This is a genomic window from Chryseobacterium joostei (assembly GCF_003815775.1).
Lineage (GTDB): Bacteria > Bacteroidota > Bacteroidia > Flavobacteriales > Weeksellaceae > Chryseobacterium > Chryseobacterium joostei.
Map to the genome: position 1 here is coordinate 1,785,995 of NZ_CP033926.1, position 17,564 is coordinate 1,803,558.

Consider the following 17,564-nt stretch of genomic DNA (forward strand, 5'->3'; position numbering starts at 1 on the left):
TTGCATAATACCATTTTATTTACATATCTTTGTAATGTAAAATTAGAATAGGCCCAACTAGCTAGGGGTATTTTTCTAAAATATATAACTAATTAACAAAACTTATCAAAGATGAATACTGAAAATACCAAAGCGCAAATGCGAAAAGGGATTCTGGAATTCTGTATTCTAAGTCTCATCAATAATCGCGAAATGTATGTTTCCGATCTTATAGATGAACTGAAAAAAGGAAAACTGGATGTAGTGGAAGGGACCCTCTACCCTCTTCTTACAAGACTTAAAAATGGAGAGTTTCTCTCCTACAGATGGGAAGAATCTACCGGGGGACCACCCAGAAAATATTATCAAATTACAGAAAAAGGAAAACTTTTCCTGGATGAACTTCTCAATACGTGGAATGAGCTTACAGCCTCAGTAAACCAAATCACCCAACAAAATTAAAAAACAAAGCTATGAACAAGACACTCTCAATAGGACTCGCAGGTTTTTCTTTTACCATAGAAGAACACGCATATATAAAGCTCAGCGATTACCTGAACGCACTAAGAAGCTCACTGGATGCTTCTGAAGCGGATGAGGTAATGCATGACATAGAAATAAGAATGGTGGAGATTTTCAGAGATTCTCTGGGAAAACGTGAAGTGATCAACGATACAGATGTAGAAAAAGTAATCGCACAGATCGGAACCCCTGAGAAGATTGAAGAACAAGAAGAGGCTTATTTTTCTGAAAAAAATACGACTAAAAATACAAACAACACCGGAAATAGTTACACAGACAAAAAACAATTGTTCCGTGATCCTGAAAAACAAAAAATTGCAGGAGTTTGCGCAGGTTTAGCTCAATATGTAGGAATGGATATTACTGCTATGAGAGCCATCTGGCTAGGGATTTTCGTCTTAGGAATCTTCACAGCAGCAATTTCTTCTTCATTGATCGGACTTCTCTATGTAATTCTTTGGATTGTACTTCCAAAAGCTGAAACAGCAGCAGATTTCCTGAAAATGCAGGGAAAGCCTATGAACTTCGACAATCTTAAGAATGAGTCTAATAAACTGGTACAATTTGCCAATGAATCTACTCAGAGGGTCGGAGAAATCTACACAGAAAACAAACCTTACATCAACAATGCCGGAAGCGGTATCTGGAATGTATTCAAGTACATCGTAGGAGGGTTCTTCGTATTGATGGCGGTAGGAAGCATTATCGGAGTATTTGTATTGTTTGGGCTTTTCGGAATGGATACTGATTTTCCAGGAGCCAATCAGATAAGATTCTATATGGATGATAATGGTCTGGATAAGGTATTGGCAGCCATTATGGTGATTGGAAGTTTAATTCCTGCTATACTTTTCAGCTTATTAAGCATCAAAATCTTCTCTCCGAAAACAAAACTTAGAAATATCGGATGGGTAATAGGAGGTTTATTTCTTCTTCTGATCGGACTGGGAACTTACTTTGGACTTAGCATGGCAAAGAAAAACCTGATCTATAAAGGAAGCAAGGAAGACACGGAAAACGTAGCCATTAATACTACATCTGATACCATTTATGTAGACATAAAGCAGGTAAGCATTCCGCAGAACTACAAGGCTTATGATGATGACATCTATTCAGACAAAAATTCAGTGTATGAGGAAGACTATATCTCTGTAGAAGTAACCAGAAAACCTGATGTAAAAACACCTTATCTGATCATTAAGAAAGAAGGAAACGGGTACAACTATCCTCTTCAGCTGACAGTTCCTGTAGAAGTTATAAACAATAAGGTTATACTTCCTAACTACATCAAATATCCTTACGATCACAGATTCAGAGACTACAGAGTAGATTATGAACTTGTAGTTCCTCAAAAGGCTGTTGTAATTCCATTGAAAAAAGACAGAATTGATTTCAACGGGGATCTGGATGGCGATGGCATTAATGATGACGATGAGAACAACGATGAAAACCACCACGGGGTAAGAATCGAAAAAAATAAAATCACAGTAAATGGTTCTAGTATAGAATACAACTCTGATGATAAGGACAGTATCATTATCAATGGTAAAAAAGTTCCTAATAACCAGGCTAAGAAAGTAATTGATTCCGTAGCATCCGATATTAAGAAAATAAATAAGGATATGGACATCAAAATCAAGGACGGAAAAAACGAAATTTCCATACAAACTAAATAATTAACTTTAGAGAGTGGTAGAAGATGTGAATGGATGGCAACCGTTTGAAATTCACATCCTTCTTCTCTCAAAAAAGTGAAAAAACCTAGTATTTAGTTCTCTATGTGAAAAAAAAAGTTTAATTTCGTATAGTTAAAATTTAATAACCAAACAACCAAAAACACACTCTTATCATGATACAATTTGCAATGGAATTCGTAATGAAAATCGTAGATTTAATCAACGGTTTGTTTTAAGAGCAATAATATTTCAATATATTTGTAAAAGTATAACCAATAATTGGTTATACTTTTTTGTTTTTAATTCAAAAATCTATGAAAAAGCTGATAGGCAAACTGATGTTAAAATTATTAGGCTGGAAAGTCGTTCTGCAAGGCGATGTAAACAACCTGAACAGATGCATCCTTGTGGTAGCACCACATACCCACAATATGGAATATATTTTAGGAAACCTTGCCTATTGGTCCTTAGAAAAGCCATTAAAAATAATCATTAAGGACGCACATACCAAAGCCTGGTACGGAAGTGTGGTAAGAGGACTGGGAGGAATAGGTATAGACAGAAGCCAGAAAAATGATTTGGTTAACTTTGTAGCGAATCAATTTGCAAAGGAGGACTTCAGCCTTGTTATCACCCCTGAAGGTACGAGAAGCTGGGTTCCGAAATGGAGAAAAGGCTTCTATCATATGGCTCTGGCAGCAAAGGTTCCTATTGTACTGGCAGCAGGAGATTTCAAAAGGAATATTGTATATTTAGGCTACACGATACCTTATGAAAGACTTGCATCCGTTCCTTTTTCAGAAATCATGCAGGAGATTGAAGAATATTATATAAAAAATGACATCGGCCCTAAAATTCCTGCCAACTGGAACCCTAATATTATGGGGAATGGAGAGGAAGCCAAAGGTTAGAAGTTAGAAGCAGAGTTACTTATTAATCATCTATTCATCATATAATGAAAGGTCAAACAAAAGAAGAAATCTTAGCATTTATCAATAACTGGGGAGACGTAACCCTGGCAAAAACCCTTGAAATAAAATTCATCGATATTGATCTCGAGAATGAAACCCTTACCGCTACCATGCCGGTACTCCCAAGAACACATCAGCCCTTTGGAATTATGCACGGAGGAGCAAGTTGTGTCTTGGCTGAAACTTTGGGTTCAAGCCTGTCCAACATCTTCATCGATGGTGAAAAATATTATGGTGTAGGAACCAATATTAACTCCAACCATTTAAGAAGTAAAAAAGACGGAGTGGTAACTGCTACCGCACGTTTTATCAGAAAGGGAAAAACCATGCACGTCTCTGAAATTGAAATTAGGGATGAGAAAGGAACCCTTATTAATCATACCACGATGACCAATAACATCATCCTGAGATAATCAAGACAATAAGTGTACAAAATATAAGGCTCAATTCTTTTGGGTCTTTTTTTATACTTATCACAACTCTTATTTTTCACAAGATTCAATAATAAGCCCTTTGAAATACAACCAAGAATAAATAATGTTTCGTTAAAAAAGAGCGCTTTTAATTTTGAGATCTTTAAGACTAGTAATACCTTTGCAGAAAGGAAAATCAGCCTCGGAATTTCCTATATCATTTCCGGCCGGTGATTTTCAAAATCCATTCATAGCTAATGATTTATTTCAAACTTCCTTTCGATGAAAGACTGCATTCTGTAGATAAAGAAGCCCATAAAAATGCTGTTAATTTTTATTCCTACAACAGCCTTAGTCATATTGACTTTAATGGAAACATTATCAAAGTTAATCAGGAGGAATTTAATACTACTCCAATCACCAGTGAATCATTAATCAATGACACTACAAACTTCATTGCCGAAACTAAGGAGGAATATTGCAACACCTTACAACAGGTTATTGGTGTTATTAAAGAAAACGATCTTCCCAAGCTTGTTTATTCACGCAGGAAGATCTTCACAGATTTTAATATCATCGATTATAAAGAGAGTTTTAATAACTTATGTAAATCCTACCCAAATGCGTTCAGATATCTTTTTAATGATGGTGAAAATGCCTGGATGGGAGCTTTTTCCGAGGTATTGGGAAAGTTCAATAAGATAACCCATGAGTTTGAAACCATGGCTTTGGCAGGAACCCTTCCTGTTTTGGAAGAATGGTCTGAAAAAGAAATTGAAGAACAAAAACCTGTTACCACCTACATTCAGAATATCCTGAAAAACTTCTCGGAACAAATTCAACAATCCGAGACCTATGATCATGTTTCCGGGAATATCAAACATCTGCGTACAGATTTTAAAACGACCATAAAGCCAGAAGATCTTGACAAAATTATTAAAGACCTCCATCCTACTCCCGCAGTTTGTGGCATTCCAAAAGACTTTTGCAATGAAAACATCAGGAAATACGAGAAATTCCCACGTGAATTCTATGCCGGCTACATTAAAGTTGAAACTGAAGAAAACATTCTATATTTTGTAAACCTACGATGTGCAAGACTTTATAAAGATTCTGTGCATGTTTTTGTAGGTGGCGGAATTACTGCACAAAGCAATCCGGAAAAGGAATGGACAGAAACAGAACTGAAATCAGAAGCTATTTTGAAAAATCTAGTTACTTTTTAATTCAAAAAAACAAAAAACCTCTTTCAAATTGAAAGAGGTTTTTATTATCTATTGTAAATATTTGATTATTTTTTCAAACCGATTCTGCTCCAGGTATCCATTACAAAAAGTAGGATAAGACCTATAGCAGCGGCTCCTGCTGAAAATACAAATCTCAGATTATCTTCGTCTGCCAAGATATCCGGTAACTGCCAGTTTATAGCATAAAGATTAATGGCCATGAATGCAATAAACACTACTAAAAATACTTTATAAAACTTCTTCATAATTTTAAAAATTAACATAATTCAGCACCAACTGTGCGAAATTTGCGGTAAATAATTTAATGGAAATTGCTAAAAGGATAATACCGAAAACTTTCTGAAGGATCATTAATGTAGCATCCCCTATTTTCCTCTCTAACCATTTCGCTGATTTCAGCACCAAATATACGAAAATTGTATTAAGAATAATTCCGCAGATAATATTAATATCATGGAATTCAGCTCTCAGGGATAAAGCAGTTGTTAAGGTTCCTGCACCTGCAACCAGCGGAAATGCGATGGGAACGATGGATGCGGCCTTTGCTTCTGTGGTTTTATTGATCTCAATTCCTAAAATCATTTCCAGCGCTATGACAAAAATCACAAAAGCTCCGGCAATGGCAAAGGAATTTACATCCACTCCAATGAGTTTTAGAATCTTATTCCCTACAAATAGGAAAACAATCATAATTGCTCCGGCAGTAATTGCAGCCTTACCGGCTTCAATCTTCCCGAACTTCTGTTGAAGGCTTACTATAATAGGAACTGAGCCGATAATATCGATAACGGCAAAAAGAACCATAAAGCTGGTAACGATCTCTTTAATAGAGAAACCATCAAAAATTTCCATCTCTTTGTAATTAAAAATTTCGCAAAAATATGAAAATAAATTAACTATTTGCTAATTTGTGAATATAAATTAACAATTGTTTTCAAAAGTTCATCAATTCCATCAGCAGATTTCACAGGAGAATATTTCTCTATCTGAATTCTTTGCTGTAGTTTTCCATACTCTTCTGCCACTAAAGAACCATTGTGTTTTTCAAGAAAAGTCTTAAACTCCATAACAGAGCCTTGAACGTGCTGGTTTCTTACTTCCTGATCTAACTCCTCCAGTGTTACAAAGAACTTCTCATAATCACCGTTATCCTTAAGGTTTTCAAGGTAACCAAAATAATCATTGATATCAGTTTTCAATGATTCTCTGATTTCTTTTTCTGTTTCAGCTACTGAACCTAAAGGTTTTTGAGATACAGTTTCCCTAACTAATGTACGTTTTTTTTGCCAAGTCTTAAATAACAGATAGACAATAAATAAGCCTAAAAGAATGACAATATTGGTTAAAAGAATATTCCAATGGAACTTATTTTTCTCTTTTACTTTAAATGATGTAGTCTTTAAAACAGGTGTATCAACTGTTTCCAGAAGATTATTGGTGTATTCATTTACCTTTTCTACAGCGGTGCGGGATTCTAGAATCTGATCATGAGAGAAAGCATTTACAGACAATGTCTTTTGTCCAAGATCTACGTATTCTTTATTCTCAGGATTAAAAAAGGCAAATTGCTCTGTCTTGATGGAGATTGCTCCTGATTTATTGGGAACAATCACATAACTAGCAGAAACCTCTCCTTTCATTCCTGTAGAACCCGGAGAAACCTTGGATGTAATCTTAGGCGCAAAAACCTCATAATCTGGAGAAGCCATTATTTTTGGAAGCTCCATATCCGGCAAATTCCCTTCTCCTGAAACCCTAACAACAACATTTAATGGTTTCTTTGCTTCTGGTTTTTCCTTTGATGCGTTATAAACGCTTACATTAAAGTTTCCAACAGCATTTTTAAAGCACTCTGGAGCTCCCTCAGGAAGTTTTCTCACATTAAGCTTCACCTTATTGGAAACAATCTTATTTTTATTGGAATAGGTACTTACTGATGCTGATACGCCAGGAACTTCAATATATCCTGCTTCATTCGGAAATACCATAAACACAGCCAGAACCTGAGATGCCATATTTCCATTACCGGAAGGATCTATTTCAGACTTATTGAAATTGACAGCATGTACGTTGATATTTTCCTGCTGTGGAAGACGAATATTCTTTACCTTTCGGAGATTATCCATATTTCTGGAATACACCTTAAGGACAGCAATGGTTGGCTGATCCTGATACACTTCCCTGTCCTCAATCTCCATATTCAGATAAACATCATTGGAAGTATTACCGGCCAATGCCCGCTTATCAACAATATCTCGGATATTGACGTCAAAAGGTTCTGTTTTGTAAATTTTGTTATTAACCGTTACCAGTACTGAACCTATTTTTATTTTTCCTTTTTTCTTAGGTTCAAGGGCTATTCTGGAAACTTTTTGAGTAATCAGTGTATTGGTTGCGGGGTCAATGACTGTATTGGTAACAGAGCCACTGCCTATAATGTTAAATTTTGATAGATCCGGAAGCTGAAAACCTGTCTGCTGAACAAGGTCACTTCCGTTCAGTTCCAAAACAATGGTAAGATTTACAACATCTTTTCCTGCGTAATCAGATTTATCGGCGTCTAGGGATAGATTTACCTGTCCGTAAGTAATCACGGATGCTAGAGTAAGCAATATGTAAATCAATTTGTGCTTCATCACCAATCTTTCTCGTTGCTTTCAGGCATCGAATAAGAATTTTTGTTTAAAATTCTTCTGGCGGTTTCTTTTTCTTTTTCGTTTATTTTATCTAGGATTGCATTTTCAAGATTCTTTGGTATTTTTCCTTCATTATTTTGATTTTGCTGAGGGTTATTACCTTGGTCACTTTTACCTTCGTTCTGTTGACCGTTTCCTTGATCCTGCTTTTGATCTTTATCTCCTTTCTGATCCTCTCCTTTGTTCTGATCATTACCTCCACCGCCTTTTCCTGAGTTATTCTGCTGGTTCTTCTGTTGTTCTTTTTCTTTTTCCTTTAACTTGGCAATCTCATAGTTTTTTCTGGTTGCCTCACTATATGGATTTTGCTTCAGAGCCTTTTTATAATAATCTGCCGCTTTTTCCGGCTGGTTCATCTGCATATAGGTATTTCCTAGATTATGAAGAGCTGCTGATTTATCGGGAATTGTCTGTGAAAGCTTCTCTGCCTTTTCAAACTCTGCCTTTGCATCCTCATATTTTTTACTCTTGTACAAAGCGTTCCCCATATTGTAGTGAGCCATAAAATCCTTATCGTTGAACTTTACTGCTTCCATGTATTTTGAGGAGGCTCCATCATAGTCTTTACCATCAAATTTCTGATTGCCTTCATGAACCAATGTTCTATAGTTCTCCTGCCCAAACAAGAGGCTTGAGAATGAGAAAGCAACTATTAACGATAAAAATATGATTTTAGTATTCATCACTTGCAAAATTATTCCTTTATATGTTAAGAAACAGGGTTTTATTTGTTAAAGTTCGGTTAAAGTAGCTGTTTTCAATCCCTATCAATAATAAAGAAAACTACACATTAAAATCATTTTTAGGATTAAAAATATAAATTAAAAAGAAAAACAAGATAGATACTGCTAAGAAATACTGATAATAATGGTTAGCATTTTGTGATTTCACTAGTGTTTCAGCTCCTGAAGATTTCTTATTTAGAGCATCAATAATCCTATCCGGAGCTTCATTAATGTTATTTCCATCAATATAGGTGCCACCTGTGGATTCTGCCATTTTCTTAAGAGCCTCTGTTTGTCTTTTTGAGATTACGGTACCTCCATTTACATCTGTTTTATATCCCATCAACTGGCCAAAGACATATTCCGGAACGGGGGCACCTTCTTCTGTACCAATTCCTACAGAGGTAATGCTTATACTTTCTTTGTTGGCAAGTCTTATGGCAGCATTATCATTTCCCTCATTATCTTCACCATCACTCAACAGAATAATCTTTCTTGATCCTTTGCTTACATTTTTAAATTTCTCAACAGCAGCCTGCATTCCTTTCAGGAAATCTGTTCCCTGAATCTGCATGGAGTTTGTTTCAATACCACTGATATAGGTTTCTGCGGAATTGTAATCTGTTGTCAAGGGCATAATGGAGGTTGCCTGTCCTGCAAAAATGACAATTCCAATCTTATCGTTCTTCATTTTCTGCATGGTGCCTATCATCAGATTTTTTGCCTCAGTAAGACGGCTTGGATCAATATCCTCAGCATTCATTGAATTGGATACATCCAGCATAAAAATCACATTATTCAGCTTCTGGTTGCTTTTCACTTCTTCTGAACCATTTAAAAGATCAATAATGGAGAAAATCAGGAATAATGTTCCTAACAGATATAGTGCAGGAAAAAACCTAATAAATCTTGAATCTTTTTCAAATAAATTATCATGAAACTGGCTTGCGGCAAAGATTTCTCTTTTTTTCTTTCTCCATTTTAAAAAACGGATCAAAAAGAAAGCTAACAGCGGCAGAAGCAACAGTAATAATAAATACCAATAATTTCCTAACGACCAACTCATCAGCTTAAAATTTTATAAAATACCCATCTCAATAACGCATCCAGCATCAATACTCCTAAGGCAATCCATAGGAAAATGGCAAAATACTCATTGTAGTTATACAATTTAGAAACCTTTACATCGGATTTTTCTAGCTGGTTGATTTCGTCGTACACTTCTTCAAGACTACTGTTTGAAGTTGCTCTGAAATATTTTCCACCTGTTGTTTGTGCCACTTCTCTAAGGGTGTTTTCATCAATGGTAACCTCTGCTTCTGTAAAAATAAGATCTCCGAAAATATCCTGTGATGTGGGCATCAATGCATAACCATTGGTTCCTATTCCAATAGCATATACCTTTATATTATTATTTTTTGCAAGCTCGGCAGCAAGTTGTGGCGGAATGGCATTTTGTATATTGCTTACCCCATCCGTCATCAGGATAACCACCTTGCTTTTGGCTTTACTTTTAATCAAATGATTTACTGCAACAGAAAGCCCCTCTCCAATGGCAGTTCCCGGCTCCAATCCTGCAGAGTTAAGGTTTTTAATTTCATCAATCACCACCTGATGATCTGAGGTAACAGGGACCTTTGTAAAGGCCTCTGCTGCGTAGGCAACAATTCCTATTCTGTCATTCGGGCGCTTCTGAACAAACTTCACCGCAATATCCTTGAGCGCAGTAATACGGTCCGGATTAAGATCCTTTGCCAACATACTGAGAGAAACATCAATTGACAGCATAATATCAACTCCCTTGGTATCGTCCCTATCTTGTGAAACGGTAAAGGTTCTTGGCCTTGCCATCGCAATAATAAGTGCGGAAAGAATAATATACTTTGATAATTTCAGTAAAAAAAGCACCCCTTGAATTCCATTGCTGACATCCATATTTTTTACCGTAGGAACTTTTACTCCTTTCCTTTTCTGTTTACCCGCATCTTTTATAAAAAGTGGAATAAACAGTAGAAAAAGTAATAAGAACCACGGACTATAAAACTCGAAATCAAACATCCTTTCTTAAGTTTTCAAATTCTAAATCCTTGGATGATCTTTTTACAAAATCCTTGATATCTGCAAAATCCTTTTCCATTGTCTGCTGATCCGGAAAGGTCTTGGCAAATTTCACCAAGTCTCCTCTCAGAAAAACATCTTCAATTACCTTTTCATTATCCTGGGAAATTGTATTGTTCTTTTTCATGACATCAATAAGATCATCGGTAAGAAGAACATCTGCAGGCAAATGATACTGCTTGGCAATAAAATCTCTTGAAATATCAATTAGTTCAACATAAAACGCACGAAAGTTTCCTCCTTCAATATATTTTTTCTTTTTAAGTGAGTCCAGTTCTTTCAGGGTTTGGTTAGTTGCAATAACCGGAGAACTTTTTGATTTTCTTCCCCATTTTACAATCATAAAGATGGCAATGATCAATGCGATACCTGCCAATGCTGCAAGAATATAGAATTTGTATAACTCCCAATAGTCTTTAGGAGCCAGCTTAACCTCTTTATTCTTCATGATATCATTAATCTGATCTGCTTTTTGAGCTGTATTAATGACGTCTATTTCGTAAGGAATTGTTTTAAGAACCTTATCTCCCACTTTAAATTCCAGTTCAGGAATGGTAAATTTCCCTTCATCAAAAACTGCAAATTCTATTTTTCTTTCATATGAATTGGCATTTTGTCCGATACTGTCCTTTGTTTCTTCAAAATGAAAAGGAAGCAATTCGTTTTTGGGTGCAGAGATCACCTGTTGATCATTAAGGTTATCAACTTTTATGGTAAGATGATTGACTTCACCAAGGGCAATGGTCTTCTTCTCTATGTTGGAGGATAATATCTGTGAAAAAGCATTTGCACAGATTAGAAAAGATAGTATTAAAAGTATTTTTTTCAATGTTAAATAATAAAGGTCAAGCCTTATGTTTTATTTACGGTTAAAATCCGATGTTATTTTTTCTGAAAATAATTATATAATAATTTTGAGTAATCCGAGCCTGTATTAATATTCATAAAACTGGCCGAACTGTTGGCAAAATCTTCTTCTAATGCTCTTAGCTTCTTTTTTTGAGCTTCAGCAAAAGTGTATCTCCATCTTGCACTGGAAGTATTTGCCCATATTTGTTTTCCTGTTTCTGCATCGTATAATAATGTATATCCTACATCAGGAATTTCGTTGTCTTTTTCATCATAAATCCTCATTCCCAGCAGTTGATGTTTTTTGGCTGCTACTCTCAGCATTTTGGAGTCATATTCATCCTCAAAATCTGAAAACAGAAATACCAATGATTTTCTTTTAAAGATCCCCATCATATATTCCATGGCTTTGTCTATTTTGGATTCAGCCGGAACATAATCTGCAGTCAGAATATTACTGATAATTGAAAGAATATGCTTTCTTCCTTTTTGAGGTGGAATCACTTTATATACTTTATCTGCAAAAAGGATCAGCCCAACCTTATCATTATTGCCTGCTGCTGAAAATCCTAAACTGGCAGCAATTTCTGCTACATATTCTCTTTTCAGCTGAACCTTTGTTCCGTAGTCCATAGAAGCGGAGATATCTACCAAAATCATCATGGTAAGTTCTCTTTCTTCTTCCATTACCTTAACGAATGGTTCCCGGAAACGTGCTGTTTTATTCCAATCGATTCTTCTAATCTCGTCACCAAACTGATAGGGACGGACTTCGGAAAATGTCATTCCCTGCCCTTTAAAGGCACTGTGATATTGTCCCATTAAAGTAGCCTCCGTCTTTTTTCTGGTACGGATTTCTATCTGCTTTACTTTTTTTACAATATCTTTTATCTGCATACTATCGTTTTATGTTCAATGTATAAATTTCAAACTTTAAGCTTTGAACTCAATGGATACATTCAACCATTCATCATCAAACTTTGGACTGTATTTTTTATAGAAATTAATGGCCGGCTCATTCCAGTTCAATACCTGAAATACCATTCCATTGTATCCATTGGATTTTCCATGCTCCAATGTAGCCTCAAATAAGAGTTTTCCAATCTGTTTTCCTCTCATCCTTTCGGTTACCACCAAATCTTCAAGATACAATCTTCTTCCTTTCCAGGTTGAATATCTGTCATAATACAATGAAATCCCTACAACCTCACCATTGAACTCAGCAACAAAGGCACCCCAAACAGGCGATTTCCCAAATCCATCTTCAATAAAATCATCCAGTGTTACGGTTACTTCATGCAATGCTTTTTCATATTCTGCCAGCTCCTTAATTAATTCCAGCATTGAAGCGCAGTCTTCCTGAATGGCTTTTCTAATAATAACATCGTTCATTATGGTGCTTGGATTTTAGCTAAAATTCTATTGATAATCTCTTCTGTTGATATTTCTTCTGCTTCCGCTTCAAAGGTTAAGCCCATTCTGTGTCTTAATACATCTTTAGCCAATGCTTTTACATCTTCAGGAATAACAAAGGCTCTTCCTTTTAAGAATGCATATGCTCTTGAAGCAATAGCAAGGTTAATAGAAGCCCTTGGAGAAGCACCAAAACTGATATAATTTTTAAGCTCAGAAAGTCCGTAGTTTTCCGGATAACGGGTTGCAAAAACCATATCCAGAATATATTTTTCTATTTTTTCATCCAGATAGATCTGGTTAATTATTTCCTTAGCCTCTACAATATCCTGAAGTGAAATCACGGGGTTTACAGTAGGCTGATGTGATGTGGAAACCATTCTCATTACCTTTCTTTCATCTTCGAAAGAGGGATAATCTATGGTACACTTCAGCATGAAACGGTCACTCTGTGCTTCCGGCAAAAGATAAGTTCCCTCCTGATCAATTGGGTTCTGTGTTGCCAGTACCAAAAACGGTTTTGGAAGCTTCATGGTTTCATCACCTATGGTCACCTGCTTTTCCTGCATTACTTCCAAAAGTGCAGACTGCACCTTTGCCGGAGCACGGTTGATTTCATCCGCAAGTACAAAGTTTGCAAATACAGGACCTTTTTTTATAGAAAAATCGTTGTCTTTGATATTAAAGATCATTGTTCCCACCACATCTGCAGGAAGCAAATCCGGTGTAAACTGAATTCTTGAGAACTCGCCATGAACAGCATCTGCCAATGTTTTAATGGCTAAGGTTTTTGCCAGCCCGGGAACTCCCTCTAATAGTACATGACCATTTCCTAGAAGCCCTATCAAAAGGCGGTCTATCATGTATTCCTGTCCAATGATAACCTTATTGATTTCTTGTCTCAGAAGAGAAAATAAATAGTTTTTTTCTTTTACTTTTTCCGTCAATTGACGAATATCTTCTGCTTGATGTATATCTGACATAGCTTGATTTAAAATAGGTGGTAAATTTCTGATAAATACTTGCATTAATCAACACAATCAATGCCATTTTTGAGTTAAAGTTTGTTAAATATTCTGAAGACAATATCGAATTAAAAGCAATACTGCTTCAATTGTTTCACATCATCATAACCTAAAATAAAAATGTTGCGATGGAATTACCGCAACATTTTGATTATTGTAAATTACAGATCGGTTAAAATAAAAGAATGTATTGATGTATTAAAGCTTTGTGATGGTAATAGTAAACACATCCTCCGGCTTATCTACTGAATCTTCATAAGATCCTACATTAATATAATATTCAGTTCCTGCAGTGGTTGTAATGGTCTTAGTTTCGGAACTACCGCCCCCACCATTATCTTGTGTACCTACACAAACTAGATTATTACATGTACCGCTGTAGATCCCTATTTTCGGATCAAAAGTGATAGTAGCAGGCGATGCTTTAATGGTAAATTGGCCGCCATCTCCTGTAAATCTGAACCAGAGACCATCATTCATCCCATCATTAGGACATGCTGTTACAAAACCTGCATTATTGGTAGAAGACATTCCGTCACTTTGTACGTAGGTGTATGGAAAAGTAGTTGCCTGTAAAGCTCCGGAACAAGCATCATTTGCCGGTATTGGAGGAATAGTTTTAAAAATATTATTCGCACAACCGCTAGACTCACCATTAGCTGAAACAGCTGTCACTTTCAAATAATAGTTGGTATCCCTATTCAAAACAATGGATGGTGAAAGATTAAAATTAGTAGCATTTACTACCTGTTGATTAATAACCTCTGTACCTCCAGGTGTGGTTCCTAATGAAATTTTATAAGAAGTAGCTCCTATAACGGGCTGCCAGCTAATATTAGGAGATAAGGATATAAACTGAGCATTATTTGAAGGATAAAGCACGAAAGGGCAACCAGGAGTAGAGTTAACTGTTAATCCTGAAATTGTTATTGATGATTTATAATCAGCTCTGATCCCTCCTGGTGGAGATGCCGGATCAACAACCGCATTATCTCCTTTATAGTAAAGGGTAGAATTTGGAATATATGGATAAACACGGAAGGCTTCATCAAAATTATTAATATCAATACTTGGCGCATTTTCTTTTGCCGCCACCACCAAGTTATCTATATTATTATAAGCAAATGGCGTCGTAAAAACCACTTCCACTTTACCATTATTCTTTGTTACAGTACCTGCAAAAACCTGAGTAAGCTGTGGTGAAGCAATCCAGTCTGTGCCGGAAGCAAATGCTGTTTTATTGGTATGCCCAAGATAAACCGTCCAATTGGACGAATCGGAAATAGTAGCAGACGGGTCTACATAAAACGTAAGCCCGGTAATATTTCCTGCTGCATTAGCATTTATCTCCTGTTTAAGGTATATCTGTTGAACATAGGAATAGGAAAAAAAGCTGCTTACAGGTGCAGTTCCCACATTTGTACTTCCAATATTGATATTGATTTGAGCCTTAACACTCAACACTGCAAGTAACAAAGACAAAAGTAAAATTCTTTTCATTATTAATAATATTAACATCGAATATGATGCTAATTTAATAATAAAATATTAATTTTTATAATAAAAAAAATTAATCACTACTATATACCCATAAAGTTAATATAATAACCGCAAATTTAATGCCCCATCAAGAAAACATTTACACATTCAATAACAAAAACTATTTAACATGAAAATATAATCGTTAAAATAATATTTTTCGTACATATTTTAATATATTTACAGGAAATACCCACCATATGTATAAAAGGCTATTTTTTTCAAGTATCTTCCTTGCAGGTCTTTTTAAGTCACAAACCACCACGATGACTAATTTGATCTCGCAGGCAGTCTATTATGACGGTTATGCAGCACCAGTCTCAACTCCTGTACCTTCCGGTCTTATCAGACTTGGAAACACCCGGTACGCAAAAAAAATTACAGATGCGGAACTGGATTCTTTTAAAGCAAAGATTGCCATGAGGGTGAGCATAGGAGCCTTATGTGATAATTATGACCGTTTGGGCGAGGTTTTTCTGGCTATGGTACCCAAAAACCAACCTACATACACCATGGATGATGCCAATGTTAAAAGAATTGAAGTAGGCAGATACATTACTCCATTCATGAATAAGAACCGTACTCCTAACGAAGTTCCTTATACCTACGACATCAGTAATCTTTATAATGTATTTCACGACACAACGCTCCGAAATACCTATGATATGTATATGGAACTGGATGTTTTTGGAGTTCCTTATGCTGCCCAAACACAGGTTCAAGGATGCACAGGAAGAATTGATGTTTTTTCAGGAACCCTGACTTTCTTCTCAACAGATGTAGGAGCAACTCCTACTGATTACAATACACTTGTTCCTCTGTTAAGCTATAGCAGGGTCAATAATTATAACAGTACAGACGTTACCGGTGAAACGGTGAGAATTGTAAGTTTCAATTTACCCAACCCTGTTACCAATGCCCATTTCTCTGTAATATCTACTCCTCACGGTGCTAATGAAGGTGGTGAAGAATATATACGAAGACAAAACTACACTTACGTAGATGATGTACAGGTCTTGACCTATACACCAGGAGGAATATCCTGTGAACCTTTCAGAGTATACAATACCCAAGGCAATGGAATTTATGGTGGAGCACCATCTTCATTTGCAGAATGGACTGCATGGAATAACTGGTGCCCGGGGAATTCTGTTCCTATCAGAGGATTCACCATCCCTAGCATGACTGCAGGAAACCACACATTAAAACACACAATACCAACAGCGGTATTTAACCAGCAACAGGGAGATGTATATTTATCAGTTTATATGCAGGGAAAAAGTGATGCTACCTTGAATGTTAAGGATATCAAAACCATTGATGTTAATATTTACCCCAATCCTACTTCTGATTTCGTTACTGTAAAATCTAAGGAAGACGTGGCCTCAATGAGTCTTTTCAGCATTGATGGTAGAAAACTAACTGAAATTTATAAAGAAAACAGAATTAATCTTTCTTCTTATGCGGCAGGAGTTTACTTTTTAAATATTGTATTGAAAGACGGAACCACTTTTAAACATAAAATCATAAAGAAATAATAGATTTCAATATTCATCAGAATAACAATTCGTTCTCAAAATCTTTATAAAAACATAAAGAAATTCATAAAAAACAGTTAATAAAACAATAAAAAATCCTCTTTTGAAAAAAATCAAAGGAGGATTTTAGCTTCATAAAAAATGATAAATATCTAAAAAGTAGAAGTTAAATTTTCTAAAACCCATTAGTATACCATCAAATTTCCCTTTAAAAAGAAAATAATAAATAATGTGTATTTTCAGCACTATAGAACTTTTACTTTAATCCCCTGTCTAAAAAATTGTCATTTCCAGTTTATTAAACTATTTTTGGAGATTAAAATTTCTGCAAAATGAATTATCATTTTCAAGCACACAGACAGGTGAGAAAGAACCTTTTAGATATCCTGCAGAACACTTCTCATGAAGATCTTCTGCTGATTCCGGACGGTTTCAACAACAATATCTACTGGAATATTGCCCATACAGTTGCTACACAGCAACTTTTGCATTATTACCTTAGTGGAAATCCTTTCCGTATAGATAAGTACTGGATTGAAACTTATAAAAAAGGGACTTTACCTAACCTCAATGTTCAAAAATCTGAAGTAGAAGACCTGGAGTTTTTACTCACTGAAACTTCTAAGATTTTAATGAAGGATTATGATAGTGATTTCTTTTCAGACTACACTCCCTATACCACCAGTTTTGGAATGGATCTGAAGAGCATTCAGGATGCTATTATCTTCAACAACATGCATGAAAGCTTACATTATGGCTATGCAATGGCGCAGAAAAGAGCAATTTTAGGAGAAAAATATTAATACAAAGCAGGATAAAATAAAACAGGAAGTTTGAAGTGACAATACTTTGC

The 17,564-nt window shown here is 35.7% G+C and carries 18 protein-coding genes; 7 read left to right on the top strand and 11 right to left on the bottom strand.

The genetic code is table 11. The features are described from left to right. The first annotated feature begins 111 nt into the window (after positions 1-111). The 5 genes from EG359_RS08115 (at position 112) to EG359_RS08135 (ending at position 4,787) form a co-directional block, all read left to right on the top strand. Entirely contained in the window at positions 112-441 is a 330-nt protein-coding gene (locus tag EG359_RS08115) for a PadR family transcriptional regulator (protein WP_002977573.1), read from the top strand. 11 nt (positions 442-452) lie between these two features. Next, positions 453-2,177, top strand: coding sequence for a PspC domain-containing protein (locus EG359_RS08120; RefSeq protein WP_076352368.1), 1,725 nt, complete (start codon positions 453-455; stop codon positions 2,175-2,177). Positions 2,178-2,491: 314 nt separating this feature from the next. Further along, positions 2,492-3,088: a 1-acyl-sn-glycerol-3-phosphate acyltransferase gene (locus EG359_RS08125; RefSeq protein WP_076352369.1), complete on the top strand. Its 597-nt coding sequence runs from the start codon at positions 2,492-2,494 to the stop codon at positions 3,086-3,088. 44 nt (positions 3,089-3,132) lie between these two features. Next, positions 3,133-3,561: a PaaI family thioesterase gene (locus EG359_RS08130; RefSeq protein WP_076352370.1), complete on the top strand. Its 429-nt coding sequence runs from the start codon at positions 3,133-3,135 to the stop codon at positions 3,559-3,561. A 257-nt stretch (positions 3,562-3,818) separates the two neighbouring features. Beyond that, positions 3,819-4,787 carry a chorismate-binding protein gene (locus tag EG359_RS08135; protein WP_076352371.1) on the top strand — a complete coding sequence of 323 codons (969 nt, stop codon included), beginning with the start codon at positions 3,819-3,821 and terminating at the stop codon, positions 4,785-4,787. A 65-nt stretch (positions 4,788-4,852) separates the two neighbouring features. Here the strand turns inward: EG359_RS08135 and EG359_RS08140 are convergent, their stop codons facing one another. The 11 genes from EG359_RS08140 to EG359_RS08190 all read right to left on the bottom strand — a co-directional run bounded on the left by EG359_RS08140 (position 4,853) and on the right by EG359_RS08190 (position 15,134). Further along, entirely contained in the window at positions 4,853-5,053 is a 201-nt protein-coding gene (locus tag EG359_RS08140) for a hypothetical protein (protein ID WP_076352749.1), read from the bottom strand. A gap of 4 nt (positions 5,054-5,057) precedes the next feature. Further along, on the bottom strand, positions 5,058-5,660 hold the full coding sequence (locus EG359_RS08145) for a MarC family protein (protein WP_076352372.1): 603 nt from the start codon (positions 5,658-5,660) through the stop codon (positions 5,058-5,060). Between the two features lie 44 nt (positions 5,661-5,704). Next, positions 5,705-7,444, bottom strand: coding sequence for a BatD family protein (locus tag EG359_RS08150; RefSeq protein ID WP_076352373.1), 1,740 nt, complete (start codon positions 7,442-7,444; stop codon positions 5,705-5,707). Next, on the bottom strand, positions 7,444-8,187 hold the full coding sequence (locus EG359_RS08155) for a tetratricopeptide repeat protein (RefSeq protein WP_084180319.1): 744 nt from the start codon (positions 8,185-8,187) through the stop codon (positions 7,444-7,446). Before EG359_RS08155 ends, EG359_RS08150 begins: the two co-directional genes overlap by 1 nt. A gap of 100 nt (positions 8,188-8,287) precedes the next feature. Further along, entirely contained in the window at positions 8,288-9,295 is a 1,008-nt protein-coding gene (locus EG359_RS08160; RefSeq protein WP_076352374.1) for a vWA domain-containing protein, read from the bottom strand. Next, on the bottom strand, positions 9,295-10,287 hold the full coding sequence (locus tag EG359_RS08165) for a VWA domain-containing protein (protein ID WP_076352375.1): 993 nt from the start codon (positions 10,285-10,287) through the stop codon (positions 9,295-9,297). Before EG359_RS08165 ends, EG359_RS08160 begins: the two co-directional genes overlap by 1 nt. After that, positions 10,280-11,176: a BatD family protein gene (locus EG359_RS08170; RefSeq protein ID WP_076352376.1), complete on the bottom strand. Its 897-nt coding sequence runs from the start codon at positions 11,174-11,176 to the stop codon at positions 10,280-10,282. The genes EG359_RS08165 and EG359_RS08170 overlap by 8 nt, the downstream gene beginning before the upstream one ends. Positions 11,177-11,229: 53 nt before the next feature. Further along, complete coding sequence (locus EG359_RS08175) at positions 11,230-12,093, bottom strand: DUF58 domain-containing protein (RefSeq protein WP_076352377.1); 864 nt, start codon at positions 12,091-12,093, stop codon at positions 11,230-11,232. Positions 12,094-12,129: 36 nt separating this feature from the next. Continuing rightward, positions 12,130-12,588 carry a GNAT family N-acetyltransferase gene (locus EG359_RS08180; protein WP_076352378.1) on the bottom strand — a complete coding sequence of 153 codons (459 nt, stop codon included), beginning with the start codon at positions 12,586-12,588 and terminating at the stop codon, positions 12,130-12,132. Then, positions 12,588-13,592: an AAA family ATPase gene (locus EG359_RS08185; RefSeq protein WP_076352379.1), complete on the bottom strand. Its 1,005-nt coding sequence runs from the start codon at positions 13,590-13,592 to the stop codon at positions 12,588-12,590. Before EG359_RS08185 ends, EG359_RS08180 begins: the two co-directional genes overlap by 1 nt. A 240-nt stretch (positions 13,593-13,832) precedes the next feature. Continuing rightward, positions 13,833-15,134: a hypothetical protein gene (locus tag EG359_RS08190; protein WP_076352380.1), complete on the bottom strand. Its 1,302-nt coding sequence runs from the start codon at positions 15,132-15,134 to the stop codon at positions 13,833-13,835. A gap of 239 nt (positions 15,135-15,373) precedes the next feature. On the opposite strand from EG359_RS08190, the gene EG359_RS08195 reads away from it, so the two are divergent. Then, entirely contained in the window at positions 15,374-16,711 is a 1,338-nt protein-coding gene (locus EG359_RS08195; protein ID WP_076352381.1) for a peptide-N-glycosidase F-related protein, read from the top strand. Between the two features lie 332 nt (positions 16,712-17,043). Then, positions 17,044-17,514: a DinB family protein gene (locus tag EG359_RS08200; RefSeq protein ID WP_076352382.1), complete on the top strand. Its 471-nt coding sequence runs from the start codon at positions 17,044-17,046 to the stop codon at positions 17,512-17,514. The last annotated feature ends 50 nt before the right edge of the window (positions 17,515-17,564 follow it).

What these genes read in the sequence shown, in the direction of transcription:
- EG359_RS08115 (WP_002977573.1), top strand. Translation starts at nt 112, where the DNA reads ATGAATACTGAAAATACCAAAGCGCAAATGCGAAAAGGGATTCTGGAA.
- EG359_RS08120 (WP_076352368.1), top strand. Translation starts at nt 453, where the DNA reads ATGAACAAGACACTCTCAATAGGACTCGCAGGTTTTTCTTTTACCATA.
- EG359_RS08125 (WP_076352369.1), top strand. Translation starts at nt 2,492, where the DNA reads ATGAAAAAGCTGATAGGCAAACTGATGTTAAAATTATTAGGCTGGAAA.
- EG359_RS08130 (WP_076352370.1), top strand. Translation starts at nt 3,133, where the DNA reads ATGAAAGGTCAAACAAAAGAAGAAATCTTAGCATTTATCAATAACTGG.
- EG359_RS08135 (WP_076352371.1), top strand. Translation starts at nt 3,819, where the DNA reads ATGATTTATTTCAAACTTCCTTTCGATGAAAGACTGCATTCTGTAGAT.
- EG359_RS08140 (WP_076352749.1), bottom strand. Translation starts at nt 5,053, where the DNA reads ATGAAGAAGTTTTATAAAGTATTTTTAGTAGTGTTTATTGCATTCATG.
- EG359_RS08145 (WP_076352372.1), bottom strand. Translation starts at nt 5,660, where the DNA reads ATGGAAATTTTTGATGGTTTCTCTATTAAAGAGATCGTTACCAGCTTT.
- EG359_RS08150 (WP_076352373.1), bottom strand. Translation starts at nt 7,444, where the DNA reads ATGAAGCACAAATTGATTTACATATTGCTTACTCTAGCATCCGTGATT.
- EG359_RS08155 (WP_084180319.1), bottom strand. Translation starts at nt 8,187, where the DNA reads ATGAATACTAAAATCATATTTTTATCGTTAATAGTTGCTTTCTCATTC.
- EG359_RS08160 (WP_076352374.1), bottom strand. Translation starts at nt 9,295, where the DNA reads ATGAGTTGGTCGTTAGGAAATTATTGGTATTTATTATTACTGTTGCTT.
- EG359_RS08165 (WP_076352375.1), bottom strand. Translation starts at nt 10,287, where the DNA reads ATGTTTGATTTCGAGTTTTATAGTCCGTGGTTCTTATTACTTTTTCTA.
- EG359_RS08175 (WP_076352377.1), bottom strand. Translation starts at nt 12,093, where the DNA reads ATGCAGATAAAAGATATTGTAAAAAAAGTAAAGCAGATAGAAATCCGT.
- EG359_RS08180 (WP_076352378.1), bottom strand. Translation starts at nt 12,588, where the DNA reads ATGAACGATGTTATTATTAGAAAAGCCATTCAGGAAGACTGCGCTTCA.
- EG359_RS08185 (WP_076352379.1), bottom strand. Translation starts at nt 13,592, where the DNA reads ATGTCAGATATACATCAAGCAGAAGATATTCGTCAATTGACGGAAAAA.
- EG359_RS08190 (WP_076352380.1), bottom strand. Translation starts at nt 15,134, where the DNA reads ATGAAAAGAATTTTACTTTTGTCTTTGTTACTTGCAGTGTTGAGTGTT.
- EG359_RS08195 (WP_076352381.1), top strand. Translation starts at nt 15,374, where the DNA reads ATGTATAAAAGGCTATTTTTTTCAAGTATCTTCCTTGCAGGTCTTTTT.
- EG359_RS08200 (WP_076352382.1), top strand. Translation starts at nt 17,044, where the DNA reads ATGAATTATCATTTTCAAGCACACAGACAGGTGAGAAAGAACCTTTTA.